This is a genomic window from Kribbella lupini (genome assembly GCF_039529595.1).
In the GTDB taxonomy this organism is placed as follows: Bacteria; Actinomycetota; Actinomycetes; order Propionibacteriales; family Kribbellaceae; genus Kribbella; species Kribbella lupini.
Genome location: NZ_BAAANC010000001.1, coordinates 700,959 through 727,358 on the forward strand (window position 1 = coordinate 700,959; position 26,400 = coordinate 727,358).

Annotated in this window: 18 protein-coding genes; 11 read left to right on the forward strand and 7 right to left on the reverse strand. The window is 70.7% G+C overall.

Annotation, left to right across the window (positions count from 1 at the left end; translation table 11 throughout):
- Positions 1-277 precede the first annotated feature (277 nt).
- Genes ABD235_RS03205 through ABD235_RS03225 form a run of 5 tightly spaced genes read left to right on the forward strand, consistent with a single transcriptional unit; the run spans position 278 to position 5,793 of the window.
- Positions 278-1,753, forward strand: a complete 1,476-nt coding sequence (locus ABD235_RS03205; protein ID WP_344169051.1) for a sugar transferase — start codon at positions 278-280, stop codon at positions 1,751-1,753.
- Positions 1,753-2,697, forward strand: a complete 945-nt coding sequence (locus ABD235_RS03210) for a GDP-L-fucose synthase family protein (protein WP_344169054.1) — start codon at positions 1,753-1,755, stop codon at positions 2,695-2,697. Before ABD235_RS03205 ends, ABD235_RS03210 begins: the two co-directional genes overlap by 1 nt.
- On the forward strand, positions 2,694-3,683 hold the full coding sequence (gene gmd, locus ABD235_RS03215; protein WP_344169057.1) for a GDP-mannose 4,6-dehydratase: 990 nt from the start codon (positions 2,694-2,696) through the stop codon (positions 3,681-3,683). Before ABD235_RS03210 ends, gmd begins: the two co-directional genes overlap by 4 nt.
- Positions 3,680-4,483 (forward strand): WecB/TagA/CpsF family glycosyltransferase, encoded by an 804-nt coding sequence (locus ABD235_RS03220; protein ID WP_344169060.1) that lies wholly within the window; start codon positions 3,680-3,682, stop codon positions 4,481-4,483. The genes gmd and ABD235_RS03220 overlap by 4 nt, the downstream gene beginning before the upstream one ends.
- A complete protein-coding gene (locus tag ABD235_RS03225; RefSeq protein ID WP_344169063.1) occupies positions 4,480-5,793 on the forward strand; it encodes an MATE family efflux transporter in 1,314 nt (437 codons plus the stop codon). Before ABD235_RS03220 ends, ABD235_RS03225 begins: the two co-directional genes overlap by 4 nt.
- 52 nt (positions 5,794-5,845) lie before the next feature.
- Here ABD235_RS03225 and ABD235_RS03230 read toward each other — a convergent pair whose 3' ends face one another.
- From ABD235_RS03230 to ABD235_RS03240, 3 genes are all read right to left on the reverse strand, one after another.
- Complete coding sequence (locus tag ABD235_RS03230; protein ID WP_344169066.1) at positions 5,846-8,026, reverse strand: LamG-like jellyroll fold domain-containing protein; 2,181 nt, start codon at positions 8,024-8,026, stop codon at positions 5,846-5,848.
- A gap of 70 nt (positions 8,027-8,096) precedes the next feature.
- The gene (locus ABD235_RS03235; RefSeq protein ID WP_344169069.1) at positions 8,097-9,626 is read right to left on the reverse strand and encodes a delta-60 repeat domain-containing protein; all 1,530 of its coding nucleotides are present in this window, start codon (positions 9,624-9,626) and stop codon (positions 8,097-8,099) included.
- 128 nt (positions 9,627-9,754) lie between these two features.
- Entirely contained in the window at positions 9,755-11,956 is a 2,202-nt protein-coding gene (locus tag ABD235_RS03240; protein WP_344169072.1) for a LamG-like jellyroll fold domain-containing protein, read from the reverse strand.
- A gap of 157 nt (positions 11,957-12,113) precedes the next feature.
- Between ABD235_RS03240 and ABD235_RS03245 the strand changes: the two genes are divergently transcribed.
- The gene (locus ABD235_RS03245; RefSeq protein WP_344169075.1) at positions 12,114-13,742 is read left to right on the forward strand and encodes a Wzz/FepE/Etk N-terminal domain-containing protein; all 1,629 of its coding nucleotides are present in this window, start codon (positions 12,114-12,116) and stop codon (positions 13,740-13,742) included.
- Between the two features lie 10 nt (positions 13,743-13,752).
- On the forward strand, positions 13,753-15,105 hold the full coding sequence (locus ABD235_RS03250; RefSeq protein ID WP_344169078.1) for an O-antigen ligase family protein: 1,353 nt from the start codon (positions 13,753-13,755) through the stop codon (positions 15,103-15,105).
- A gap of 25 nt (positions 15,106-15,130) precedes the next feature.
- Here ABD235_RS03250 and ABD235_RS03255 read toward each other — a convergent pair whose 3' ends face one another.
- Entirely contained in the window at positions 15,131-16,171 is a 1,041-nt protein-coding gene (locus tag ABD235_RS03255; protein WP_425553060.1) for an SDR family oxidoreductase, read from the reverse strand.
- 131 nt (positions 16,172-16,302) lie between these two features.
- Here ABD235_RS03255 and ABD235_RS03260 point away from each other — a divergent pair, with 131 nt between their 5' ends.
- Positions 16,303-17,139: a helix-turn-helix domain-containing protein gene (locus ABD235_RS03260; protein ID WP_344169081.1), complete on the forward strand. Its 837-nt coding sequence runs from the start codon at positions 16,303-16,305 to the stop codon at positions 17,137-17,139.
- A 3-nt stretch (positions 17,140-17,142) separates the two neighbouring features.
- On the opposite strand, the gene ABD235_RS03265 is transcribed toward ABD235_RS03260, so the two are convergent.
- Both ABD235_RS03265 and uxaC read right to left on the reverse strand, forming a co-directional pair.
- On the reverse strand, positions 17,143-18,642 hold the full coding sequence (locus tag ABD235_RS03265; RefSeq protein WP_344169084.1) for a right-handed parallel beta-helix repeat-containing protein: 1,500 nt from the start codon (positions 18,640-18,642) through the stop codon (positions 17,143-17,145).
- A 72-nt stretch (positions 18,643-18,714) separates the two neighbouring features.
- The gene (gene uxaC, locus ABD235_RS03270) at positions 18,715-20,121 is read right to left on the reverse strand and encodes a glucuronate isomerase (RefSeq protein ID WP_344169086.1); all 1,407 of its coding nucleotides are present in this window, start codon (positions 20,119-20,121) and stop codon (positions 18,715-18,717) included.
- A gap of 723 nt (positions 20,122-20,844) precedes the next feature.
- Here uxaC and ABD235_RS03275 point away from each other — a divergent pair.
- The 3 genes from ABD235_RS03275 to ABD235_RS03285 all read left to right on the forward strand — a co-directional run bounded on the left by ABD235_RS03275 (position 20,845) and on the right by ABD235_RS03285 (position 24,577).
- Positions 20,845-21,828: a LacI family DNA-binding transcriptional regulator gene (locus ABD235_RS03275; protein ID WP_344169089.1), complete on the forward strand. Its 984-nt coding sequence runs from the start codon at positions 20,845-20,847 to the stop codon at positions 21,826-21,828.
- A gap of 342 nt (positions 21,829-22,170) precedes the next feature.
- Entirely contained in the window at positions 22,171-23,106 is a 936-nt protein-coding gene (locus ABD235_RS03280) for a sugar kinase (protein ID WP_344169093.1), read from the forward strand.
- Positions 23,107-23,194: 88 nt separating this feature from the next.
- Complete coding sequence (locus ABD235_RS03285) at positions 23,195-24,577, forward strand: mannitol dehydrogenase family protein (RefSeq protein WP_344169096.1); 1,383 nt, start codon at positions 23,195-23,197, stop codon at positions 24,575-24,577.
- Here ABD235_RS03285 and ABD235_RS03290 read toward each other — a convergent pair.
- A complete protein-coding gene (locus ABD235_RS03290) occupies positions 24,567-26,267 on the reverse strand; it encodes a right-handed parallel beta-helix repeat-containing protein (protein WP_344169099.1) in 1,701 nt (566 codons plus the stop codon). The genes ABD235_RS03285 and ABD235_RS03290 overlap by 11 nt on opposite strands.
- Positions 26,268-26,400: the final 133 nt, after the last annotated feature.

The following is a 26,400-nucleotide window of genomic DNA, read 5'->3' on the forward strand; positions in this document are numbered from 1 at the left end:
CCCCCAGCGCAAATTCTATCCACAGTTTTCCTGGAGTCCCGTCGCAACTGGTAGAGGGGCGTAGTACTCTGCGATCTCTTGCCTGGTGCTGGTTTGAGGCTGGGGGTGCAGGGGGAGTGCGGGTGCGGGTGGGTTCACTGGGGGTTGACCTGAAGGCAGGCGTGGCGGTAGTGGCGTGGCTTCCGCCGATTGACAGTGATGACGGGCAGAATGCAAACTGCCCTGGGCAATGGCGCAGCGTGCCCGGGCGATCGCAGTGTGAGACGAAGGGCCGGGTGTGAGCGGAGTCAGTGACGCCCACGGTCCTGTCTGGGTGGTCCCGCACGAAGTACCGGCGATCGTGCCGCGCGCGTCGAGGTTCACCGAGCCGCGCTGGGTCGGTGTCTATCGCTGGGCCGCGGTCGGTGGCGACCTCCTGGCGGCGATGATCGGTATCTCGGTCGCCCTCCTGACCCGCTTCGGCTACCAGGTCGGCAGCGGTTACCTGGTCATCAGCAGTCTGCTGCCGTTGGCCTGGGTCGCGATGGTCGCCTTGTCGAAGGGCTACGACTCGCGGTTCTTCGGTGCCGGGCCGGACGAGTTCCGGTCACTGCTGCGCTCCGGGGTCGGGCTGACCGCCGCGGTCGCGCTGGCGTCGTACGCGACCAGGACCGAGATCGCGCGCGGCTTCGTCGTACTGGCCATCCCGGTGATCGTCGGCTCCGCGCTCGCGTTGCGGTACGGGTTGCGCAAGGACCTGCACCGCCACCGGTTGCGGGGTCGTTGCATGCACCGGGTGCTGGTGGTCGGCCGGACCGATCCCGCCGCGACGCTGTGCGAGCACCTGGAGAGCCGGCCGACGGACGGGTTCCGCGTGGTCGCCACCTGTCGTCCGCGCGGGGCCGGCCGTGCGACCGGGCCGCTGGGACCCGACGAGCTGGACGAGGCCGACATCATGGCCGCGGTGGACCGGCACGCGGTCGAGGTGGTTGCCGTGTCCACCGATCCCGACCTGGCCGGCCAGTCCCTGCGCCGCCTGTCCTGGGCGCTCGAGCAGCGTGGTGTCGAGCTGATCGTTTCGCCGGGCATCATCGAGGTGGCCGGTCCCCGCATCTCGGTCCGCCCGGTCGCGGGGCTGTCGTTGCTGCATCTGGAGCGGCCGTCGGTGAGCGGTGGGCCGCACCTGTTGAAGGCCGTCTTCGACCGGGTGCTCGCGCTGGCGCTGCTGACGTTGCTGTCCCCGCTGATGATCGGCCTGGCGGTCGCCGTCAAGGTGTCCAGCCCGGGCAGCGTGCTGTTCCGCCAGCGCCGCGTCGGCCGGGCCGGCGCGGAGTTCACCATGCTCAAGTTCCGCAGCATGTACGCCGACGCCGAGCAGCGGCTCGGCGACCTGTACACGCTGAGCGACGGCAACGGCGTGATCTTCAAGATGCGCGACGACCCGCGGATGACCCCGCTCGGCCGGTGGATCCGGCGCTTCTCGCTGGACGAGCTGCCGCAGCTGATCAACGTGCTGCGGGGCGACATGTCGCTGGTCGGGCCCCGCCCGCCGCTGTCCGAGGAAGTCGCGCTGTACGCCGCGGACGACTCGCGGCGGATGCTGGTCAAGCCCGGCATCACCGGACTGTGGCAGGTCAGCGGCCGCAGCGACCTGTCGTGGGACGAGTCGGTCCGGCTGGATCTGCGCTACGTCGACAACTGGTCGATGACGCTCGACCTGCTGATCCTCTGGAAGACCGTACGCGCGGTGATCTACGGAGCGGGAGCCTACTGATGACGATCGACCCCCGGTCCCCGATCTACGTCGCGGGGCATCGCGGTCTGGTCGGGTCGGCGATCTGGCGCCGGCTGGAGCAGGCCGGGTGCAGCCACCTGATCGGCGCGACCTCGGCCGAGCTGGACCTGCGGGACCGCGCGGCGACGACGGCCTTCCTGGCCGAGCACCGCCCGGCCGTGGTGATCGACGCGGCCGCCCGCGTCGGCGGCATCCTGGCCAACCGCGACCACCCGACCGAGTTCCTCAGCGACAACCTGCGGATCCAGGTCAACCTGATGGACGCCGCGCTCGAGGTCCGGGTGCCGCGGCTGCTGTTCCTCGGGTCGTCCTGCATCTACCCGAAGTTCGCCGAGCAGCCGATCCGCGAGTCCAGCCTGCTGACCGGTGAGCTCGAGCCGACCAACGACGCCTACGCGATCGCCAAGATCGCCGGGATCATGCAGGTCCAGGCGGTCCGCCGGCAGTACGGGCTGCACTGGATCTCCGCGATGCCGACCAACCTGTACGGGCCGAACGACAACTTCGACCCGGCCAGCTCGCACGTGCTGCCCGCGCTGATCCGCCGCTTCCACGAGGCCAAGGTGAACGGCGACGACAAGGTGGTGCTGTGGGGGACCGGTACGCCGCGGCGCGAGTTCCTGCACGTCGACGACCTGGCCGACGCCTGCCTGTTCCTGCTGAAGCACTACGACGACCCGGCGCCGATCAACGTCGGTGTCGGCGAGGACCTGACCATCCAGGAGCTGGCCGGTCTGGTCGCCCGCGTCGTCGGCTACACCGGTGCCATCGGCAACGATCCGACCAAGCCCGACGGGACGCCGCGCAAGCTGCTCGACGTGAGCCGCCTGCGCGACCTCGGCTGGGCGCCGTCCGTCGACCTCGAACCGGGCCTCGCCCAGACCTACGCCTGGTACCTCGACCACCTGGGAGCTGACCGATGAAGAAGGCCCTGATCACCGGGATCACCGGCCAGGACGGCTCGTACCTCGCCGAGCTGCTGCTGGCCAAGGGGTACCAGGTGCACGGGCTGATCCGTCGGGCCAGCACGTTCAACACCCACCGGATCAACCACCTGTACGCCGATCCGCACGAGGACGACAAGCGGCTGTTCCTGCACTACGCCGACCTCACCGACGGCTCCCGGCTCGTCACGTTGCTGGCCTCGATCCAGCCCGACGAGGTGTACCACCTGGCCGCGCAGAGCCACGTCCGGGTGAGCTTCGACGAGCCGGAGTACACCGGTGACACCACCGGGATGGGCACCACCCGGCTGCTCGAGGCGATCCGGATGATCGGGCTGGACTGCCGGTTCTACCAGGCCAGCTCGTCGGAGATGTTCGGCGCGACGCCGCCGCCGCAGAACGAGCAGACCCCGTTCTACCCGCGCTCGCCGTACGGCGCGGCCAAGCTCTACGGCTACTGGATGACCCGGAACTACCGCGAGGCGTACGACATGTTCGCCGTCAACGGGATCCTGTTCAACCACGAGAGCCCGCGCCGCGGCGAGACCTTCGTGACCCGCAAGATCACCCGCGCGGTGGCGCGGATCAAGCTGGGCCTGGAGAAACGCCTGTACCTGGGCAACCTGGACGCGTGCCGCGACTGGGGCTACGCGCCGGAGTACGTCGAGGGCATGTGGCGGATGCTGCAGCACCACGAGCCGAGCGACTACGTCGTCGCCACCGGTACGTCGTACTCGGTGCGTGACTTCGTGCAGCTGTCCTTCCAGCACGCGGGGCTGGACTGGGAGCAGTACGTCGACTACGACCAGCGCTACGAACGGCCGACCGAGGTGGACTCGCTGATCGGCGACGCCTCCAAGGCGCAGACCGAGCTGAGCTGGAAGGCACAGGTGCACGTGCCCGAGCTGGTCCGCATCATGGTGGACGCCGACCTGGCCGCACTCACGCAGGAGGCCAACGCATGACGGTCGAAGAGCGAGGCCCCTGGACCAGCACCGGTGACGGGACCGGGTGGGACCAGCGGGTCGACGTACTGGGGATCCATGTCAGCGTGACCGACCTGGACGACGCGGTCGAGACGTTCGGCAAGTGGATCGGCAACCAGCAGCGGCAGCTGGTCTGTGTGGCGGACATGAACGCGCTGCTGCACGCGCGGGCCGACGCGGACCTCACGCGCGTCTACAACTCGTCGGGGCTCACGCTGGCGGACGGAATGCCGCTGGTCTGGTCGGGCAAGCGGGCCGGGTTCGACCGGATGGCACGGGTCTGCGGGCCGGACCTGCTCGAGCGGGTGATGGAGGTGGCGGCCGACCGCGGCTGGTCGCAGTACTTCTACGGCGGCGCCGACGGCGTGCCCGAGAAGCTGCGGGACACGTTCACCAAGCGGCACCCGGGGCTGCGCGTGGCGGGCGTCTACTCCCCGCCGTACCGGGCGCTGTCGGCCGAAGAGGACGCGGAGATCGTCGACCGGCTCAACGCGGCGGCGCCGGACATCATCTGGGTCGGGCTGGGCGCGCCGAAGCAGGAGCGCTGGATGGCCGAGCACCGCGACCGGCTGGACGCGGCGATCCTGATCGGCGTCGGTGCGGCGTTCGACTTCCACACCGGGCGGCTGGACCGCGCGCCGGTCTGGATGCAGAAGGCCGGGCTGGAGTGGAGCTACCGGCTCTACAAGGAGCCGCGCCGGCTCTGGAAGCGCTACGTGCTCGGCATCCCCCGGTTCGTTGTGGGCGTGCTGCGGCAGCCACCGAAACCGGTTTCTTGAAACTTCCGAAGCTCAGCAAGCTGGCCGGGCCCGCGGGCCGGGCCGGCTGGGGACTGGCCGACCAAGGACTGTCCAGCCTCAGCAACCTGGCCGTCGGCGTCCTGGTCGCCCGCAGCAGCAGCGTCGCCGACTTCGGGGTCTACGCGCTCGCCTTCGGCGGCTACACGATCGCGCTGAACGTCTCCCGCGCGATCGCCACCGAGCCGCTCGCGGTCCGGCACTCCGGCGACCGCACACCGGCGTGGGAGAAGGCCGTGCGGTCCGGTACGGCGACCGCCCTGCTCGCGGGGCTGGTCGCGATGGTCGTCGGGCTGATCATCGCGGCGGTTCCCGGCGTACCGTCGCACGGCGTACTGATCGCGTTCGCGGTGACCATGCCCGGCCTGCTGCTGCAGGACGCCTGGCGGTGGGCGTTCTTCGTCGTGGGGGACGGGCGACGAGCCTTCCTCAACGATCTGGTGTGGCTGGTCGCGATGGCCGTGCTGTTCGGCGGGCTGTACCTGACCGGCTCGGCGACGGCCTTCTCACTGACGCTGTGCTGGGGGCTGGGGGCGGTGATCGCCGCGGTGTTCGGGCGGTTCCAGACCGGTCTGCTGCCGCGCTTCCGGCTGGTCAAGCACTGGCTGCGGCAGAACCGGGACCTGACGCCGAAGTACGTGGGGGAGATGCTCGCGGTCAGCGGGACGATCCAGGTCTACATGCTCGGCATCACCGCGGCGGCAAGCATCGCCGCCGTCTCCGGCATCCGTGGCGCGCAGGTGCTGCTCGGACCGGTCAACGTGCTGAACCAAGGGATCCGCGCGGTCGCCGTACCGGAGGCTGCGCGAGCACTGAAGCACTCGCACCGGCGGCTCTGGAGAGTCGGCCTGGCCATCTCCTTCGGCGTGGGCGCCGGAGCGCTGGCCTGGGGAGCGATCTTCCTGCTCCTGCCGGAGTCCATCGGCCGAGCCCTGCTGGGCCCCGGAGTCTGGGCCGAAGCCAGCGCGGTCATGGTCCCGGTCATCCTCCTGCAGGCTCTGGGCGCCTCCAACGCCGGCGCCTTCGCCATCATGCGCGCCCTGGCCGCCGCCGGCCGCGGCCTGCGCGTCCGGCTGATCTCCTCCGTCATCCTGATCACCGCCGGCGTCACCGGAGCCGCCTTGGGCGACGCCCAAGGCGCCGCCTGGGGCCTGGCCGCCGCAGCCTTCTGCACGCTGCTCCTGTGGTGGCACGAAGCCCACAAGGCGCTGAAGGCCCACCGCGCGGCAGCCGGTCTGCAATCCGAGCCAGGTACGCTGGCCAACGATTCGGTGCCCACCCCGGACCTCTGACGTAGTACGGGGCCCGGAGCACTGAGGTGTGCTCCGGGCCCCGCACTTCTGGTCAGCGTGCTTCGAAGTGGGTCGTGACCTGGTCGGCGGTGAGTGCCGTCGGGTAGACCGCCACCTCGTCGACCGTGCCGTCGATCCCCGCGTCGGACGGCTGGTTGGGCCAGGCGTTCAGGTTGTCGGCGCCGATCCGCCAGTACCCCGTGTACGGCTCGGCGCCCGCGACCGTCTGGGTTCCCTGCAGCACGCCGTCCAGGTAGAACTTCATCGAGCCCGGCGCGAACGTGCCGACCACGTGATGCCACTGGCCGTCGTTGGTGCCCGCTGCCGAGGTGATCACCCGGGTGGACCCGTCGTAGACGCCGAAGACGGCGGTGCCGTCGTTCTGCAGGTACAGGTGCCGGTCGTACTGGCTGCTGGTCCCGTTCGAGCTGTTGCCGAAGCCAACAATCTTGCCGCCACCGCCCGACGTCGTCCGGTACCAGGCCTCGACGCTGAAGTTCTGCGGCTGGCTGACCACCGTCTGGCCGATCAGCCGACTGCCGGGGCCGAAGTCGGCGGCGGTGTTGCCACCGCTGGTCAGCGCGCCGGTCGCGCCGAGCACGACACCGGAGTACGGGCCGGTGTTGTTCTGGCCGGACGAGTCGGTCGCGGTGGCCGTCCCGTTCGGCTCTCCGAGCCGCCAGTACGCCGTGGGCCCGTCCGCCAGCACCTGCTGGTCGTACGGTGCGTCGACACTGGCCACGGTGACCGGCAGCGAGTAGTCGCCCCGCAGAGTGCTGTTCCCGTCGGTCACTTCGATCCGGTACACCTGGGACGACCCCGGCGTCAGCCCGGTGTCGGTGAAGGACAGCCAGGGCCGGTTCCAGAACCGGGACTCGGCGGTGTACGTCGCCACCGTGGTGTTGCCGAAGCCGCGCAGCACCCGGTAGGTCAGCCCGATGTCGTCGTTGTCGAGCACGGTCTGGAAGTTCACCTTGACCTGACCGGCCTGGTAACTGACCGGGACCACCTTGGCCGGCTTCGCCGGAGCAGCCCCCGGTCCGGCGCCGGTGAACCGGGCCAGACCCTGCTGACCGGAGCCGTTCACCGTGGTGAAGTCGCCGCCGACCCACAGGTCGGCCCCGCCGGTCGCGGACACCAGCGGCCCGACCGCGGTCGGCGCGCCGGTGTTGGTGTTGGGGAACCAGGGACCGAGCTCACCGGTGTCGATGTTCTGGGTGAGCAGGAAGCGCCCGGCGCCCTGCGGGAAGCCGCTGCCGCCCTGGTAGCTGCAGTCGTGCGCGTGCGACCCCTTGTAGAGCCAGCCGTTCACGTAGGTGATCGCCTCGGTCGCGCCGAGGCAGTTGTTCTTCCACAGCAGGTTGCCGCCGGCAACGTCCGCTGCCCAGGTACCGTCGAAGCAGCCACCGCCGTCACCGGCGTTGGCGAAGTACACCCGGTCGCCCGCGGTCTCGATGTCCTTGACCCGCGACGTGCACCCGGGCACCGGATCCGGTACGGCGGACGCGGCCGGGAACGGCTGCAGCGAGCCGTCCACCGGGTCCAGACTGGCCACGGACCAGCGGGCGGTGCCGTTCATCGTCGAGAAGTTGCCCCCGGCGTACACCTTGGTGCCGTCGTCGGCGACGTCGATCGCGTAGACGTCGTTGTCGGCCTGCGGCGCCCAGGCCAGCAGGGCCGCCGTACTGGTCGTCACGGCCGCCAGGCGCGGCCGGGCGACGTTGTTGACCAGGCCGAACGAGCCGCCCAGGTACACCGTGCTGCCGGAGACCGCCAGGGCCTTGACCCGGTACGACACCGACGGCTTCCAGTTGCTCACCAGCGCACCGGTGGCGGTGTCGAACGCGGCCACCCGGTTCCGGGTCACCCCGTCGACCTGCGTGAAGTCGCCGCCCACGAACACCCTGGACCCGTCGGCCGAGGCGGCGATCGCCCAGACCATCCCGTTCAGGGTGTGGTTGAACCCGGTGTCGAGCGCCCCGGTGCTCTGGTCGAACGCGGCCAGATAGGTCCGATTCGTCTGGTTGGTGCCGGCGGCCGCCCCCGGTGGCCGGACCGTGGTGAAACGCCCCCCGACGTACGCCTTGCCTGCCGCTACCGCCAGGCCCTGCACGCTCGCGTTGGTCTGCCACGCCGCGCTCGGTAGAGCCGACAGCGAAGCACTGATGCCCTGTGCGGGCACCGGTGACAGCAACGCCGCCACCAGTGCTCCGCCCAGTGCAAGGATCCCCACCCTTTTCACAACATCCCCCCTCAGAGATGCGCACGCGCCGCCGTGTGCGGCGGGTGTTACTCGTTCTGCGTCACTTCACGGTCACCGTGACCGAGTTCGCGGACTTGACGACGTTGCGGCCGTCGAGGACCTCGACGCGGTAGTTGACCTGCTGGCCCGTCTTCACCCCGGTGTCGGTGTAGGTGACGAGCTGCGCGGCCTGCCAGTTGTAGGTGTTGCGGTTCCAGGTGCCGACCAGCCGGGTGCCCTGGTAGACCTTGTAGGTCAGCGTGATGTTGTCCGGGTCGACGACGGTCTTGAAGGACAGGCCGACCTTGTTCGCGACCGGGCTGTTGGCCAGGGGCGCGGCCGGGGCCGGAGACTTGGCGCCGCCGATCGCGTTGGTGAAGCGGGTGACGCCCTGCTGGCCGACCCCGTTCACCTTGAGGAAGTCGCCGCCGACCCACAGATCGGTGCCGGTGGCGTCCATCGCCAGCGGGCCGACCTTGGTCGCGCTGTTCGGGTCGGCGTCGGTGTTGGGGAACCAGGGACCGAGCTTGCCGGTCACCCCGGAGTGCGCGAGCAGGTAGTGCGTCCCCGAGCCGTCCTTGAAGTACGACGGGTCGTCCGCGCTGCAGTTGTGCGCGTGCGAACCCTTGTAGAGCCAGTTGCCGATCGCCTTGACCGCCTCGGTCGCGCCCAGGCACTTGCTCTGCCACAGCAGCTTGCCGGTCGCCACGTCCGCGGCCAGGATGCCGTCGTAGCAGCCGGAGCCGTCACCGCCGTTGGAGACGAACACCTTCGACCCGTAGGTGTCGATGTCCTTGACCCGGGTGACGCACTTGCTGGTCGGCTCGGGGATGTACGCCTCGGCGGTCATCGCGATCGGGACGCCGGTGCTGTTGTTCAGCGAGACCAGCGTGTTGTGGTGCTGGTTGTGCACGGTGGTGAACGGTCCGCCGGCGTACACCTTGGTGCCGTTGTCGGCGACGTCGATCGCGTACACGTCGTCGTCGGCGTCGGGGTTCCACGGCAGCAGCGCGCCGCTGTTCAGCGCGAGCGCGGCCAGCCGGTTGCGCTCCACGCCGGACACCCGGCCGAAGGAGCCACCGATGAAGACGCTGTTGCCGTAGATCGCGACCGCCTTGACGCGGTAGTTGACCGACGGCCGGAAGCTGCTCAGCGCGCCGGTGGCGGCGTTGAACATCGCGATCCGGTTCCGCGGCTGGCCGTTGACCGTGGTGAAATCCCCACCGACCACGATCCACTTCTTGTCCGAGGAGGCGGCGATGCTCCACACCGGGCCGTTCAGCTTCGGCGCGAAACCGCCGGCGTTACCGCTGGTCCGGCTGAAGGCGGCCAGGTACGTCCGGGCCGCCTCGCCCGTCCCGGCCGGTTTGCCCGGCGGCCGGACCCTGGTGAAAAGTCCCCCCACGAACACGTTGTCCCCCGCGATGGCGATCGCGTTCACCGGCGCGTTGGTCTGCCAGGTGCTCTGCCGCAGCGCGGAGACGGCCGTGCCGAAGCCCGGCGCGGCGGCCACCACCGGTGGGCCGGCCGGGATCAGCGCCGCGGCCAGGACGGCCCCGACGGTGACTAGTACCAGAACTAACTTCTTCATCGATGTCCTCAGAAAGCGGGCGGGCCTGTCTGTATCAGCACGCGAAATCTAGCGCTGCCGGGAGACCGGCCGGAAGCCGACCTCCCAGCAGCGTTATGACGTTGTGCTATAGCAGGCCGACCGTCCGCTCAGCGTGCGTTGAAATGCGCCTGGACCCGCGCGGCGTCCAGCGCGTACGGGTACACCGCCGCCTCGTCGATCGCCATGCCGGTCTGGGTCGCACCACCGCCGGACCAGTTGCCGGTGCTGTCGTATCCGACCCGCCACCAACCGTAGTACAGCGCGGCCTGGCCGACGGTCTGGCTGCCCGCCAACACGCCGTCGACGTACAGCCGCATGTCTCCGTCGTCGTAGGTGCCGACGACGTGGTGCCACTGGCTGTTGTTCTGGTTCGACGCGCTGGTCAGGGTCCGCCGGCTGCCGTCGTTGACGCCGAACGTGATCGCGCCGTTGGAGCGCATGTAGAGCATCCGGTCGCCGCCGTCGGCGCTGTTCCCGGTCTTGGAGTTGCCGAAGCCGACGATCCGGCCGCCGCGCAGCAGGCTCTGCTTCACCCAGGCCTCGACGGTGAACTCCTGCGGCATGCTGTACGCCTTCTCGCCGACCATCCGGCCGGTGCTCGAGCTGGTCGTCGCCGCGGTGTTGCCGGCGATCGCGCCGGTGGCGCCGAGCGTCATGCCGGTGTACGTGCCGTTGTTGCTCTGACCGGACGAGTCCACCGACGTGGTGGTGCCGGCGGCCTCACCGAGGCGCCAGTACGCCTGCGGTCCATCGGCCCCGATCAGCTGGTCGTACGCCGTCGACGCGGTGCTCGCGACCGTGATCGGGTCGGAGTAGTTGCCGCGCAGCGTCGTCGTACCGTCGGTCACCTCGACCCGGTAGTTGGTCACCTCGCCCGGCGTCACTGCCGTGTCGGTGTAGTGCAGCCACGGCTTGTTCCACGGCGTCGACGTGGCGGTCCAGGTCGCGATCGTGGTGTTGCTGAAGCCCTTCAGCAGCCGGTACGTCAGCGTGCTGTCGTCGTTGTCGACCACGGTCGGGAAGTGGATCTCGACCTGACCCGGCTGGACGCTGTACGGCGTGAGCTTGGCCGGCTTGGCCGGAGCCGCGCCCGGACCCGCGTTGGTGAACCGGGTCAGGCCCTGCTGGCCGATGCCGTTGCTGGTGGTGAAGTCGCCGCCGACCCACAGGTCCGAGCCGCCGGTCGCGAACGCCAGCGGGCCGACCTCGGTGGGCGGACCTGCGTTGGTGTTCGGGAACCAGGGGCCGAGCGTGCCGTCGCCGAGCGACTGGGTCAGCAGGAACCGGTAGCCGAAGCCCTGCGGGAAACCGCCGGCGCCGTTGTAGGCGCAGTCGTGGGCGTGCGAGCCCTTGTAGAGCCAGCCGTTGACGACCTTGACCGCCTCGGTCGCGCCCAGGCACTGGTTCTTCCAGACCAGCGCGCCGGTCGGGACGTCCGCGGCCCAGGTGCCGTCGAAGCAGCCGCCGCCGTCACCGCCGTTGCCGAAGTAGACCTTGTCGCCGCTGGCGTCGATCGACTTCACCCGGGTGGTGCAGGAGCCGTTCGGCGGCGGGACCGCTGAGGCGGCCGGGAAGGGCAGCACGGCACCGGTGGCCGGGTCCAGGCTCGAGACGGTGTTCTGGGTGGTGCCGTTGACGGTGCTGAACTGGCCACCGGCGTACACCTTCGAGCCGTCGTCGGCCGCGTCCACGGCGTACACGTCGCCGTTCACCGCGGGGGCCCAGGGCAACAGCGTGCCGAGGTCCGCGGTGACCGCGGCGAGCCGGAGCCGCTCGATGTTGTTGACCAGGCCGAACGAGCCGCCGAAGTACACGGTGCCGCCGGAGACCGCGATGGTCTTGACCCGGTACGAGACCGAGGGCTTCCAGTTGGCCACCAGCGCGCCGGTGGCGGTGTCGAAGGCGGCGATCCGGTTGCGGGTCACGCCGTTGACCTGGGTGAAGTCGCCACCCACGTAGATGCGGGAGCCGTCGGCCGACGCCGCGACGGCGTACACCTGGCCGTTCAGGACCGGGTTGAACGCGGTGACCAGGTCACCCGTGGTGCTGTCGAAGGCGGCCAGGTAGGCCTGCCCCACCTCGTTGGTGCCCAGCGGCGAGCCCGGCGGGCGGACGCTGGTGAACCGGCCACCGGCGTACGCCTTGCCGCCCGCGACGACCAGGCCCTGGACGCTGGCGTTGGTCTGCCAGACGGGGCTGTGCTCGGCCGACAGCGACGCGCTGATGCTCTGGGCCGGCGTCGGCGCCAGCACCCCCGCGACCAGCGCGCCTACGACTCCCAGGCGCGCGAACAGCCATCTCTTCTTCATCGTGCGTGTCCCCCCTCGGACATGTACGCCGTACGACGACGGCGCTGTGTGAACTACTGGTCCCCGGACCCCCGAGGACGAGAGTAGGGCATCCGGGCCGTGGGAGGGTGAACTCCCGGTATCCTGTGCACCGCGAGCGACGAAAGTGGGGGACCGGATGGAACCGGGAACAGTGGTCTGGCGCGACACCGCCCAGGCCCTGCTACGGCACAAGTGGCTGATCGTCGGTTGCATCCTGCTGGGCATCGTCGGCGCGTCCTTCTACTCGCTGTCCCAGACCGAGCGCTGGACCGCGTCCAGCCAGATCGTCGTCGGCCCGGCCGTCCCGCCCGCCCTGGTCGGCAAGCTGCCCAGCGGCACCGACAAGACCGGCCCGCTCGGCATGGACCTGCCGGCCGAGACCCAGGCCCGGGTGATCGCGAGCCCCGCGCTGCTGCGCGAGGTGGCCAAGTCCCTGGATCTGCCGACCGACGACGACGCCGTGCAGTCGCTGGCCACCGTGACCCGGGTCAAGGCCGTCACCGACAACGCGTACCTGATCACCACCGACGGCCCGACCTCCGAAGAGGCCGTACGCCGGGCGAACGCGATCGCCCGGGTCTACCTGGCCCAGCGCACGACCGAGGCGAAGGGCCTGCTCACCACGCTGGCCGGCCAGGCGCAGGACCGGTCGAAGACCGCGACGGCGCAGTCGCGCAGCCTGGTCGCCCAGATCTCCGAGGCCCTCGCCCGGAACGACACGCAGACCGCCGCCGCGCTGCGTGACCAGCGGGTCGGGCTGGCCACCGAGGCCCGTCAGGCCGCCGACGAGGCCGCCGCGATGCGCAAGGCGCTGTCCGGCGTGGGCTCCGGCAGCGAGCTCGTCACGCCGGCCACCAAGGACACCGCGATGTCGTCGCCCAAGGTGCTGCGCGACATCGTCGTCGGCGCGATCCTCGGCCTGGTGCTCGGCTTCGGTCTGGCCCTGCTCAGCACGCACCTCAGCCCGTTCGTGCTGACCCGGGACCAGGCGGCCAACGCCGCCAAGGCCCCGGTCATCACGGCGTCGGTCGGCCGTCGGCGGTTCTGGTCCCGCGCGGCCCCGCAGCTGCCACCGTCCGAGCTGACAGCGCTCGGCGCCGAGGCCAGTGGCGCACTCGCTCGCCGCGAGATCAACCCGCACGGAGCCGGCACGAGCGGCGCCGCCGCACTGCTGGTCGTCTCCGCCTCACCCACGCCGAACTCGGCAGGTATCGCGCTGGCGATGGCCGAGGCCGGTGCGCGCGACGGCCGGGAGACGCTGCTGGTGATGGCCGACCTCACCGGTGCGCCGGTGCTGTCCCACGTCACCGACCACGAGGGCCTGACCGACCTGGTGAGCGAGCCTGCTCCCACCCGGGCGGTCCGGGCGCGCAAGCTGTTCCGTCCGGGCACGGTCGCCGACCTGTACGTGCTGCCGCCGGGACTGGCCAAGGACGAGACCGCGCTGGCCGTCGGGCCGTCGCTGGTGCCGGGCATCGTGGCCGACCTGCCGCCGGGGTACTCGGTGGTCATCCACGGTCCGGCTTCGGTGGGGCGGCACGGGATCACGCCGCTGGCGGCCGCGGTGGACGCGTCGGTGCTCGTCGTACAGGTCGGGCACGACAAGGACACCGATGTCAGCCGGCTGACGTCGGCGCTGGCGTTCGCCGGCGCGCCCGTGCTGGGCGTCGTACTGGTCGGTGCTTCGCCGCACGACGAGACGTTGGGCATCCCACTGAACTACAAGCCCGCCGACCGCAGTACGTCCGCGCTGCCGATCCGCTGACCCGCTTCTGATGACGTTGACGGCGCCACCCGTGCCGGGGACCACCAGCACGGAGCAGAGCACCAAGGCTCCGCTGCTGTGGCTGGTCCTCTGGTGCCTGCTGGTGCTCGGCGTCCAGCCGTGGTCGTCGCGGGCGGCCTCACCGCAGGGCACGACCGGCTCGACCAACAGCCTGATGAAGGGCGTCCTGCTCGGGGCGATCTTCCTGATCGTGCTCGCGGCGACCAAGCCGGGCTTCCGGACCCGGATCAGCCCCGCCACCAACCTGTACGTCGTGTACGTGCTGTTCGCGACGGCCACGGTCTTCCTGCTGGCCGACCCGCTCGGCCCCCTGCTGCGACTGGCCCGGCTGCTGATCGGGCTCGTGCTGTTCCTGATGCTCTGGCGCCCGCTGATCCAGACGCCGGAACGGCTGATCCGCGCGCACCTGTGGGCGCACCTGCTCCTGGCCGGGACCATCGTGCTCAGCCTCCTGTACGCGCCGGAGCAGGCGTGGCGGCCGCTCAGCTCGTTCGGTACCGGCTTCCGCCTGCAGGGCGTGCTCATCCCAATGCTGCCGCCGCGCGTCGGCGAGGTCGGCGCCCTGCTGCTCGGCCTGGCGGTGATCGCGCTGCTCGCGCGGAAGCTGGCAGTGCTGCCGGCCGGCGCGATGATCGGGCTGGGAATGGTGCTGGTCGCCCTCAGCCGCACCCGGACCGCGGCCGCCGCGATCGCCTTCGGCCTCTTCCTCGCCCTCCTGCTGACCCGCAAGACGTGGTTCGGCCGCATCGCCGCGCTGGCCGTCCCCGGCATCGTCGGCATCGGCTTCCTGTTGATCCCGACCCTGCACACCTGGCTCCTCCGCGGCCAGGGCACCCAGCAGATCAGCTCCCTGAGCGGCCGGACCACCAGCTGGCAGTACGTCCTGGACGAGGAGGTCTCCCTCCAGACCGCCATCATCGGCCACGGCCTGGGCAACAAACGCGTCCTCCTCCGCCGAGGCGAAGGCGACATCGACGTCATGGCCATCGACAACAGCTGGCTAGGCCTCTACTGGGAAACCGGCCTGCTCGCCGTCGTCATCGTAGGCATCGCGATGATCGTCGCCTGGGTCTCGGTCCTCCGAGCCCCCACCCCGTACGTCAAAGCCTGCGGCGCCCTCCTCCTCGGCTACGTCTCCGTCGCCTCCCTCAACGAAAGCGGCCTCTCCGACCTCAGCTCGATGACCCTCCACCTCCTGGTAGCCGCCGCAGTCTGCGACTCCGACCGCCTCCGCGAGAGATCAAGAGCCGCCCTCCAACGAAGACCCGACGCGCCGCTCCCCGTACTGCTCCCCAACAAGCCACCAGACGCTACGAAGCCCGTCAGACCACCCCTGCGGTGAGCGCCTCACTGCAGGTCCTCCCACCTCAGCGCTGGCGGGCCGGTCGGAGGACGATCTCGTTGACGTCGACTGCTGACGGTTGCGTGACGGCGTACGCAATCGCCTCCGCGACGGCGACAGGGGGGATCGCCTCGGCCCGGTAGCCGGCCATCAGCTCTCGAGCACCGGGGTCGGAGATGCTGCCGGCCAGTTCGGACTCGACGACACCGGGGGAGATGGTGGTCACCCGGATCGCCGGGTCCACCTCCAGCCGCAGTCCCTCGGTGATCGCCCACGCGGCGTACTTGGTCCCGCAGTACACGGCCGCGGTCTCGCTCACCTCGTGCGCCCCGATCGACGCGACGGTGACGAAGTGCCCGCCGCCCTGGCGCTCGAAGACCGGCAGCGCGGCGGCGATCCCGTGCAGCAGCCCGCGGACGTTGACGTCGATCATCCGGTCCCACTCGTCCACCAGCAGCCGGTCCAGCCGGGACAGCGGCATCACGCCGGCGTTGTTCACCAGTACGTCGACCCGCCCGTACGCCGTAACCGCCGCCTCGACGAACGCCTCGACACCCGCCCGGTCGGTCACGTCGAGCGCCCGCCCGGTGATGCTGCCGCCCGCAGCGCGGACGCGGTCCACCAGTTCGGTGATCCGGTCGATCCTGCGCGCCCCGGCGACGACGTGGTGCCCGAGGCCGGCCAGGTGCTCGGCGACCGCCGCGCCGATCCCACTGCTGGCGCCGGTGACCAGGACGACCTTCGGCTCCGCCGACCGTGCCATACCGGCCGCACTACCGGCCGTGCTGCCTGCCGTACTGCCGGCGGCACCGCCAATCGCACTACCAGCCGGGCTGCCCGCCGTGCCGCCGACCGTGCTGCCCGCCGTGCCGCCGACCGCGCTGCTCGCCGTACTGCCGCCGGCACCGTCGGCCGTGCTGCCGCCGGCACCGTCGGCCGTGCTGCCGCCGGCACCGTCGGCCGTGCTGCCGCCGGCACCGTCGGCCGTGCTGCCGCCGGCACCGTCGGCCGTGCTGCTGGTCGCGTTGTCGGCCGCACTGCTCGCCGGGCCTGAGATGGTGCTCATCGTGTTCCTCCTGGATCGCTGGATGTTCTCCAGCGATGCTCGGTCGCCCAGTAGCCGCCCCGGGAGACCGCGGGGATCCTGGGAGCACTGCTACCAGGCACGACCCCCACGCGCCTCCTAAGCTGGCGGACATGAGCAGCAGACCGCTCGGCGACTACCTGCGCAGCAGACGCGCGCTGGTCTCACCGGCGTCCGCCGGACTCCCGTCGACCGGGCTCCGACGGGTGGAAGGCCTCCGGCGCGAGGAGGTCAGCATGCTGGCCGGGATGAGCGTCGACTACTACGTCCGGCTGGAGCAGGGCCGCGAGCGCAACCCCTCCGCCCAAGTCCTCGACGCCCTGGCGGTCGCGCTCCGGCTGGACGACGACGGCCGGCTTCACCTGTTCCGGCTGGCCGGGCTGGCGCCGCGTCCTCGCTCGGCTACCGTCACGGACCGCGTGGACCCAGGCCTGCTGCAGCTGATGGACGCCTGGCCGGACAACCCGGCGCTGGTCTACAACCGCGCGTACGACGTACTGGCGAGCAACCGGATCGCCGACGCGCTGTTCGGCGAGTACACGTTCTCGCGCAACCTGATGCTGCTCGTCTTCCTGGACCCGCAGGCCCGCTCCTTCTACGCGGACTGGCCGACCGTCGCCGCCAACTCGGTAGCCGGCTTCCGCCTGGGCCACGGCGAAGCCCCGGACGACCCGCGCATCCGCGCGGTCCTCAACGAGTTCCTGGCCGGCAGCGAGGAGTTCACCCGGATCTGGCAACGCCAGGACGCCCGCGGCAAGTCCCTGGAAACCAAGCGCTTCCACCACCCGTCAGTCGGCGAGCTGACGCTGCGTATGCAAGCCTTCGACGTCCGCTCGGCCCCCGGCCAAGAACTCGTCGTCTACCACGCCGAACCGGCCTCACCCTCCGCCGAAGCCCTGAAACTCCTCGGCACCCTGGCCGCCACCACAGCCCAGGAACGCACAACCTAGGTTTCAGCTACTACTGCTGTCCCGATCGAAGCCCGCCGCCTGCCACTCCTGCCAAGTCATCGGCGCCCCCTTGTACGCAAACCGCTGAGCCCCCCGATCACCAATCCGGTAGCTGTTCCGCCGGAACTCAACCGACTCCGGCGCAGGCGAGTCCTTGTTCTCCACGACCCCAGTCGAAGCAGTCTCCCCGTCCATCACCACCTGGTTCCCCTCCACCAGCACATCCCGCAGCACATACCGCCCCCGCGGACCCTCACCCCGCGTCCGCGACTGGATCGAGATCCCGTTCCGGTTGGCCCGCACCAGATTGCCGACCACCTTCACGTCCGACGACGTGTTCACGTTGATCCCACCCCCGTCCCACAGACTCGGCCCCGACCCCCGCCCGGTCCCAAACCCGTTGCTCTCGACAACATTCCCGTCGATCACCCCGGTGTAGCTGATCTCGTACCGGATCCCGTCCGCGGCGTTGTCGCGGATCCGGTTCGCGCTGATCCGCCGGTCGTACTCCGCGATGTCGCTCCACATCCCGATCCCACGGTTGGCGACGATGTCGTTGCCCGACACCTCACCCGACGACCGCGTCGCCTTGATCCCGCCGGACTCCCAGTCCGCGATCCAGAACCCGTCGGTGTTGTTGCGCGTGATCAGGTTCTCGACGATCCGCCCTTCGGCCGACCGGAACTGCCCGATCCCGAGCTGCCCGTTGTCGGCGACGGTGTTCCGCCGTACGACGGCCCGGTCGCCCTCGATCACCATGATCCCGACCGCGTGGTTCCACCGGACCTCGTTGGCCTCGACCGTCCAGTCGGTGCCGACCTGCACGGCCCCACCCTGCGGCCGGCTCGCGAAGTGCTCGACAGTCAGCCCCCGCACCGTCACCTTCGCCGCGGACTTCTCGATCGCCGTCTCGGTCCTCGACATCTCGACCTCGTGCCCGGCCGGATCGTCCGTGACGTACACCGCGTTCGCCGTGTAGTCGCCGAAGAACGTTCCAGGCTTCAGCGCCGCAAGGCTCATCACCCGCGTCAGATGCTTCCCGTCGACGAACACCTGCTCACCGCGCTGGCACGGGTTGGTCCGCTCGTCCTCGCACTTGCCCTTCAGCTTGTACGCCGGGGGCAGCGCGCCGCGGACCACCCATTGCTGCCCGTCGCGCTGCCAGGTGTTCAGCGTGACCGAGCCGGTCAGCACCGTGCCCTGCTCGCCGGCCAGCGTGGACCCCTCGGTCGGCCGGATCGCCCGGGCGATCCGGTGCAGCCCCTTGCCGAAGCAGAACGTCGTACCGGGCGGGTGCTGGTCGATCACTTGCTGCGGGTCCTGCCCCGGCGCGATCCTCACGCCGTCGCAGGCACCCGCCGTACCGGGCCCTGTCGGCCCCAGCTTGGTAGTGGCCGCCGCCGGGAGCGCCGGCGCCTCAGGAGCCGGCTCGGCCTCCGGCGCCGTGTCAGTGCAACCGGCCAGTAGTACCAGCGCCAGTGCGATCCCGGCAGCGCGCTTCATCCATCCCCCAACAACCCCACAGCGGCAAGTCGCCCAACTGTAGTGCCAGGGCGCGTCTCCCGGCCCCTCGCCTTAGCTGAGGTACGTCGTACGGGCCAGGTTGTACGCCAGGTCCTGCGCGACCTGGAACGCGTCGTCCTCGTCCAGGCGGTGCTGGACGACCAGACTCGCCAGGTACCCCGCGTCGATGCGCCGGGCCAGGTCGTGCCGGGCCGGGATCGACAGGAACGCGCGGGTGTCGTCGACGAAGCCGGACGTGTTGTAGAAGCCGGCCGTCTCGGTCACCAGCTCGCGGAAGCGCCGCATCCCGTCCGGGCTGTCCAGGAACCACCAGGGCGCGCCCAGCCGAACACTCGGGTACACACCGGCCAGCGGCGCCAGCTCCCGCGAGTACGCGGTCTCGTCGACGGTGAACAGCACCATCCGGAACCCCTCGGCGTGCCCGAACCGCTCCAGCACCGGCCGCAGCGACTGCGTGAACTCCGTCGCCACCGGGATGTCGTGGCCCTGGTCCGGCCCGTACGTCGCGTGGATGCCCGGGTGGTGGTCGCGCAGTACGCCGGGGTGCAGCTGCATCACCAGGCCGTCCTCGGCGGACATCGCGGCCATCTGGAACAACATGTTGCCCGCGAACGCCGCCGCGTCCTCGGGCGTGGTCCGGCCGTGCAGGGCGTCGGCGTAGATCCGCTCGGCCTCGGCGTCGCTGAGGGGAGTGGCGGCCGCGCTGAAGTGCCCGTGGTCGGTCGCGCGAGCGCCCGCCGCGATGAAGGTCTGGCGACGCTGCTTCAGCGCGTCCAGGTACCCGGCGTACGACGTGGTGTCGGTCCCGGCACGCTCGCCGAGCAGGGCGATCAGGTCGCTCCAGCCCGGCCGGTCGATGTGCACGACGGCGTCCGGCCGCAGCGTCGGCACGATCCGGCCCGGCAGGTCGGCGGCGATCTTCGCGTGCGGAGCCAGGTCGTCGGTCGCGGCGTCGGTGGTCGACAGCAGTTCGATGTTGAACGTGTCGAGCAGCGCCCGCGGCCGGAACTCCGGCTGCGCGAGCCGCGCCGCGATCTCGTCGTACAGGAGGTCGGCGGTCTCGGCCGACGGGTGCACCGTCAGCCCGAGCACCTCGGCGAACTCGTGCTCGAGCCAGTACCGGCTCGGCGTACCGGCGAACAGGTGCCAGTGCGAGCAGAACTCCCGCCAGATCTCCCGCGGCTCGGCCGTCGTCGTCCCGTCGCGCCGCGGCAGCCCGAGGCGGTCGGGGGAGACGCCCTGCGAGATCAGCATGCGGGTGACGTAGTGGTCCGGTACGACGAGCAGCTCGGCCGGGTCCCCGAACGGCTCGTCACTCGCGAACAGGTTCGCGTCGACGTGCCCGTGCAGGCAGAGCAGCGGCAGATCCTTCGTCGAGGCATGGATCCGGCGCGCCAGTTCACGCGCCTCCCCAGCCGGCAACGCCCGATCCGGATGAGGCTGCAAGGCCTTCGGCATGTCGTCCTCCAGTACGTCGTCTGCAACAGCACTGCAAAGGATTGCAGCAGCCTTTGGGAAGCACAAGAGCAGAGGTTGTTGACAGCAGGTTGCAACCGATTGCAGACTCCGACACGGAGCTTGCGGCTTCACGCCGTGGAGGTGCGGGCGTCGGTTTCCAGGGCGGAGGTTGCGGCTTGGCGCCGTGGAGGTGCGGGCGTCGGTTTCCAGGGCGAAGGTTGCGGCTTGGCGCCGTGGAGGTGCGGGCGTCGGCTTTCAGGGCGGAGGTTGCGGCTTCACGCCGTGGAGGTGCGGGCGTCGGTTTCCAGGGCGGAGGTTGCGGCTTCACGCCGTGGAGGTGCGGGCGTCGGTTTCCAGGGCGGAGGTTGCGGCTTGGCGCCGTGGAGGTGCGGGCGTCGGCTTTCAGGGCGGAGGTTGCGGCTTGGCGCCGTGGAGGTGCGGGCGTCGGTTTCCAGGGCGGAGGTTGCGGCTTGGCGCCGTGGAGGTGCGGGCGTCGGTTTCCAGGGCGAAGGTTGCGGCTTGGCGCCGTGGAGGTGCGGGCGTCGGTTTCCAGGGCGAAGGCTGCGGCTTCACACCATGGAGGCTCCGCGTGCACTTCCTCCGCCGGCAGCGGCGGGACGTTCCAGGGACGTGCCCCGGCGACACCGCGGCGGCCAGCCGTAGGACCTGGGTCGGAGCTGAAGCAGTGTCCAGTGGTTTCGGGTTGTGAGCGGGGAGGTGGATGTGGCGGCAACACTTCGCGATGTCGCGCGGTTGGCCGGGGTCTCGACCTCGACCGTCTCGCGCGCGTTGTCGCTGCCCGACCTCGTCAACCCAACGACCCGCGCCCGGGTGCGTTCGGCGGCTGACTCACTCGGCTACGAGCCGAACAAGGCGGCCCGCGGCCTGATTACCGGCCGGACCGGCAACATCGGTCTCGTCCTGCCCGACCTTGCGAACCCGTTCTTCCCGAGCGTCGTCAAAGGCGTGCAGGCGCGCGCCCGAGCCGCCGACGTCGCGGTGTTCGTCGCCGACACCGACGAGGACGTCGCCGCCGAGATGGACCTGGTCCGCGCACTCGCCAAGCAGGTCGACGGCCTCATCCTGTGCTCACCAAGAGCCGAGGCCGAGGACCTGAAGGCGATCGCCGCCGACACCACCGTCGTACTGCTCAACCGCCTCGTCGACGACCTCCCCGCCGTCGTCTTCGACCACGAGGACGGCATGCGCCAAGCCGTAGCCCACCTCGCCGCCCTGGGCCACCGCCGCATCGCCTGGGTAGGCGGCCCGGCGGCCTCCTGGTCCAGCGACCAGCGAGGCCAGGGCCTCTCCCAAGCCAGCGCCGCCCACGGCGTCGACCTCGTCGAGGTCGGTCATTTCCCCCCGCACTACGACGGAGGCATGGCCGCCGCCGACCAGGTCGTCGCCACCGGCGCCACCGCCGTCATCGCCTACAACGACCTGGTAGCGATCGGCCTCCTGGCCCGCCTCCACGCCCGCAACATCCCCGTCCCCACCCGCCTCAGCGTGGTCGGCATCGACGACATCGCCATGTCCGCCATGTCCCACCCCGCCCTCACCACCATCCGCCTCCCCAAACAACAGGCCGGCCGCCTGGCGGTGGAACTCCTCCTCACCCTCCTAGACAACCCAGCCACCACCCCCGAACGCCGGATCCTCCCCGGCGACCTGCTAGTCCGAGCCTCCACCACCGAGGCCCCCCGATGATCCCGGCGCCGAGCCGACCAGCCCGCCGCACCCGCCCAGCCCAGCCAGCGCTCTCCGGCTCACCCCGCACCCTTCCGGCCCCGCTGATGCTGCCTGGCTCAGCCCGCACCATCCCGGCGCCGCTGGTGCTGCCTGGCTCAGCCCGGTGCACCCGGTCGGTCGGCGCGCGAGCAACTGGAGTCACCATCGGCTCTCGGGGTGCACGAGCCCACCTCCATGGGATGGAGCCAGTGCCCACCCCACCACCGCATCTCCGGCCGCAGCGTGCCTCGGCCCCATCAAGCCTTCCCGGCCGCATGGTCACCGGCCTCAGCCCCCGACCCGCCCTTGGAGGTTCTTCTGATGGTGATGCCTGATGTGCTCGTCCTGGGCGAGATCCTCGTCGAGCTCAGCTCGACCGAGCCGCTCGACGCGGGCACGAGTCTGACGCTCAACTTCTCCGGCGACGCCCTCAACGCGGCGGCCGCGTCCGCGGCGGCCGGCGCCAGGACCGCGCTCCTGGCCCGCGTCCCCGACGACGAGCTGGGTGACCGCCTGCTCGACCGGGTGGTTGCCCTCGGCATCGACACCTCCCTGGTCAAACGGGTGGAGGGCCAGCACGGCCTCTACCTCCAGCACGCCGACCCGTCCGGCGCCCGCGAGTTCACCTACGTACGGCGGGGAAGCGCCGGCTCCGGCCTCGGCCCCGGCGATGTACCGCTCGACCTGGTCGCCGAGGTCGGCGCCGTACTGGCCAGCGGCATCGCCTGCGCCATCTCCCCGCTGTCCGCGAAGGCCGTCCGCGTCGCCGCGCAGCACAGCAAGTGCTTCGTGTACGACCCGAACTGGCGCCCGCGCCTGGTCTCCGCCGCCGGCGCCGCCGACCACCTGCGCGCCATCGCGCCGTACACGCGCCTGATCACCCCCGGCTGGCCCCGCGAAGCTCAACTCGTCGCCGACACCGACGACCCGGCAGCAGCCTGTACGACGCTCCGCGGCCTCGGCATCGAAGCCGTGGCCCTGACCCGCGGCGAGGACGGCATCCTCCTCGACGACGCCGGCCGCCTCACCGAGATCCCCGTCGTCCCCGCCCCGAGCGTCGTCGACCAGACCGGCGCGGGCGACTCCTTCGCCGGCACCGTCACCGCCCGCCTCGCGCTCGGCGACGACCTCCTCACCGCCGTCCGCCTCGGCGTAGCCGCCGCCTCGCTGTCGGTCGGCGGCCTGGGCGGCACCGGCCACGTCCCCACCCTCGCCCAAACCCAGACCCACGCCGCCACCACGGAGGTCTCCGCATGAGCACCCCCGAGAACCAGCCGCCCACCCCGGCAGCCCCGCCCACCCCGAGCACCTCGGGCGCCCCCACCGCCACCACGGAGGTCTCCGCATGAACCGCCTGAGCCTGAGCAACCTGCCCACCAAGCCCGCCGTCGATCCCGCAGAGCTTGCCGTCGGCATCGTTCACCTCGGGCTCGGCGCGTTCCACCGCGCGCACCAGGCGGTGTTCACCGAACGCGCAGCCCAGCTCACCGGTGAGACCCGCTGGGGCATCTCCGGCATCAGCCAGCGCTCGGCGACCGTGAAGAACCAACTCGCCCCCCAGGACGGCCTGTACTCCGTCCTCACCCGCGGTACCGACGAAGAATCCATCGAGGTGATCGGCAGCATCCGCGAGGTGCTCACCGCACCCGAGGACCCGGACGCCGTCGTCGCGCGGATCGCCGACGACCGGACGGCGGTCGTCACGCTGACCGTCACCGAGAAGGGCTACCGCGCGGCATCCGGGGGAGGGCTCGACCTCTCCGACCCCGAGATCCAGGCCGACCTCGCCGGGCGCCCGCCGCGGACCGTCGTCGGCCAGCTCGCCGCCGGCCTCGCCCGCCGTACCGGCGAGCCGCTCACGATCCTCTCCTGCGACAACCTCGTTGCCAACGGCCCCTTCCTCCAACGGCTCGTCCACGAGTACGCCGACGCGGCCGGCCTGCACGGCGAGCAGTTCGACGCGGCGGCGTTCCCGGCGAGCATGGTCGACCGGATCGTCCCCGCGACCACCGACGCCGACCGCGACGAGGCCGCGCGGCTGCTCGGCGTACGGGACGAGGCGGTGGTGGTCGCCGAGCCGTTCCTGCAGTGGGTGATCGAGGACCACTTCGCCGGCGCCCGCCCCGCGTGGCACACGGCCGGCGCCGTCCTCACGGACGATGTCGCCCCCTGGGAGCAGGCCAAGCTCCGGATGCTCAACGCCACCCACTCGATGCTCGCGTACCTCGGCGCGCTCCGCGGCTACGAGACGATCGCCGAAGCCGTCCGCGACGACGAGCTCGCCGCCGCCGCCCGCGAACTCATCCGCACCGACGTCATCCCCACCCTCACCCCACCCGACGGCCTCGACCTCCCGTCGTACGGCGAGTCGGTGCTCGAGCGCTTCGCCAACCCGGCGCTGAAGCACAAGACCACCCAGGTCGCGATGGACGGCTCGGTCAAGCTCCCCGTCCGCCTCCTCGGCACCATCCAGGACCGCCTCGATGCCAACGCCGAACCAGCCTCAGCCGCCCTCGCGGTCGCCGCCTGGATGGTCTACGTCGCCCGCAGCACCACGGTCGACGACCCCCAGGCGGAACGCCTCAAGGCAGCCACCGCGAACGCAGGAACGCCCACCGCGCTGGTGGACGCCCTGCTCGCGGTCAACACCGTCTTCCCTGCGGACCTGCGGACCAGCGAGACCCTCCGTAGCCTCCTGGTCCGGCACGTCACCGAACTCAGCGGATGAGGCGTTTGCCGAGGAGGAAGTTGCTGTCGGCATCGAAGCCGGCCTGCTGCCACTCCTTGGCGGTGAACCACTGACCGAACTTCTGGAACCGCTCCGCGGACAAGCTGTCCAGGAAGTACTCGTTGGCCTTGAGCGTCACCTCGCCGGCCGGGATCGCGGCACCGGAGTTCTGCACCATGCCGGTGGCGGTGGTGCCGCCCTTCATCGTCACCTTGTTGCCGGTGACGACGACGTCGCGCAGCACGTTCTTGCCCCACGGCCCGTTGCCGCGGGTGCGGGACTGGATCGAGATGCCGTTGACGTTGCCGCCGAGCGTGTTGTTGCGGACCGTCACGTTCGACGAGGTGTTGACGTTGATCCCGCCGCCGTCCCACAGCGACCGGCCGGAGCCGCGGCCGGTGCCGAGGCCGTTGCCGGTGATCGTGTTGTCCTCGATCACGCCGTTGCGGCCGATCTCGTACCGGATGCCGTCGGCGGCGTTGTCGACGATCCGGTTGGCGGCGAAGGTGCGCCCGTCGTCGTACGCGTCGCTCCACAGCCCGACGCCCTGGTTGGCCTTGATCAAGTTGCCGCTGACCGAGCCGCCGTTGGACCAGGTGGTCTTGATCCCGCCGGACTCCCAGTCGGCGATCCAGAAGCCGTCGGTGTTGTTGCGGCTGATCTCGTTGGCCGCGATCGTGCCGTTCGTGGTGCTGTACTGGCCGGCCCCGAGCTGCCCGTTGGAGCGGATCAGGTTCTTCTCCAGCCGCGCGCCGTCGGCGTTGACGAGCATCGCGCCGACCGCGTGGTTCCAGCGGATCTCGTTGGCGAAGACGTTCCAGCCACCACCCAGTACGACGGCGCCCGCCTGCGGCGCGGACGCGAAGTGCTCGACGGTGAGGCCGCGCACGGTCACGTTCGCCTGCCCGCCGCCGATCGCGGTCGCGGTCTTGGACATCTCGACCGACTTCCCGGCCGGGTTGTCACCGATCCACACCGCGTTCGCGGCGTAGTCGCCGTAGAAGGTGCCCGGCACCACCTTGTCGCGGGTCGCGACCCGCTTCAGGTGCTTGCCGTTGACAAAGACCTGCTCGCGCAGGTGGCAGATGTTGGCGACGTTGTCCTCGCACTGCCCGATCTGCGCGTACGGCTTCGGGAGCACCCCCTTGACCGTCCAGTCGCCGCCGCTCGCGGTCCAGCCGGTCAGCGGTACGGAGCCGGTCAGGACGGCGCCCTGGTCGCTGCCGAGGGTCTGCTTGGCCTTCGGCTGGAGCATCCGGTCGATCCGGTGCAGGCCGGCGGCGAAGCAGAGGGTGCTGCCGGCCGGGGTCGCGTCGACCACGTCGGCCGCGTTCTGCTCGGGCGTCACCACGACGCCGGTGCAGGCAGGCGCCTGGGACGGGCCCACCGCGAAAGTGGCGTCCGGGACCGGGGGCGGCGGCGACGGCCGCCTCGCGTGCGGCGTGATCACCGGCGGCGTGATGGTCGGGAGCGTGATGGTCGGTAGCGTGATCGTGGGCGCCGGTACGGCGGGAGTCGCGATCGTTGTCCGCGGCACCGACGAGCCGGTCGGCTCGGGCCGGCGGTCCGGAACCGTGGTGGGGAACGGCTGAAACGGTGACGCGGCGGCCGGCAGCGTCGTACCGACGACGGCGACGACCGTCAGGGTGCCGAGCGTGGTCGCGGCGAGAATCGTCACTGGTTTGTTCATGTGTTCGGGCCTCCGGGGCGTGACTGTCCATCGGCACCCCCCGGTGCAACTACCTGGGCAGACTAGTACCCCGCGTGGCCTTGTCAACACATTCTGTTGCGTTTTGCCCCTAACAAGTTGCCTGCGGCGCATA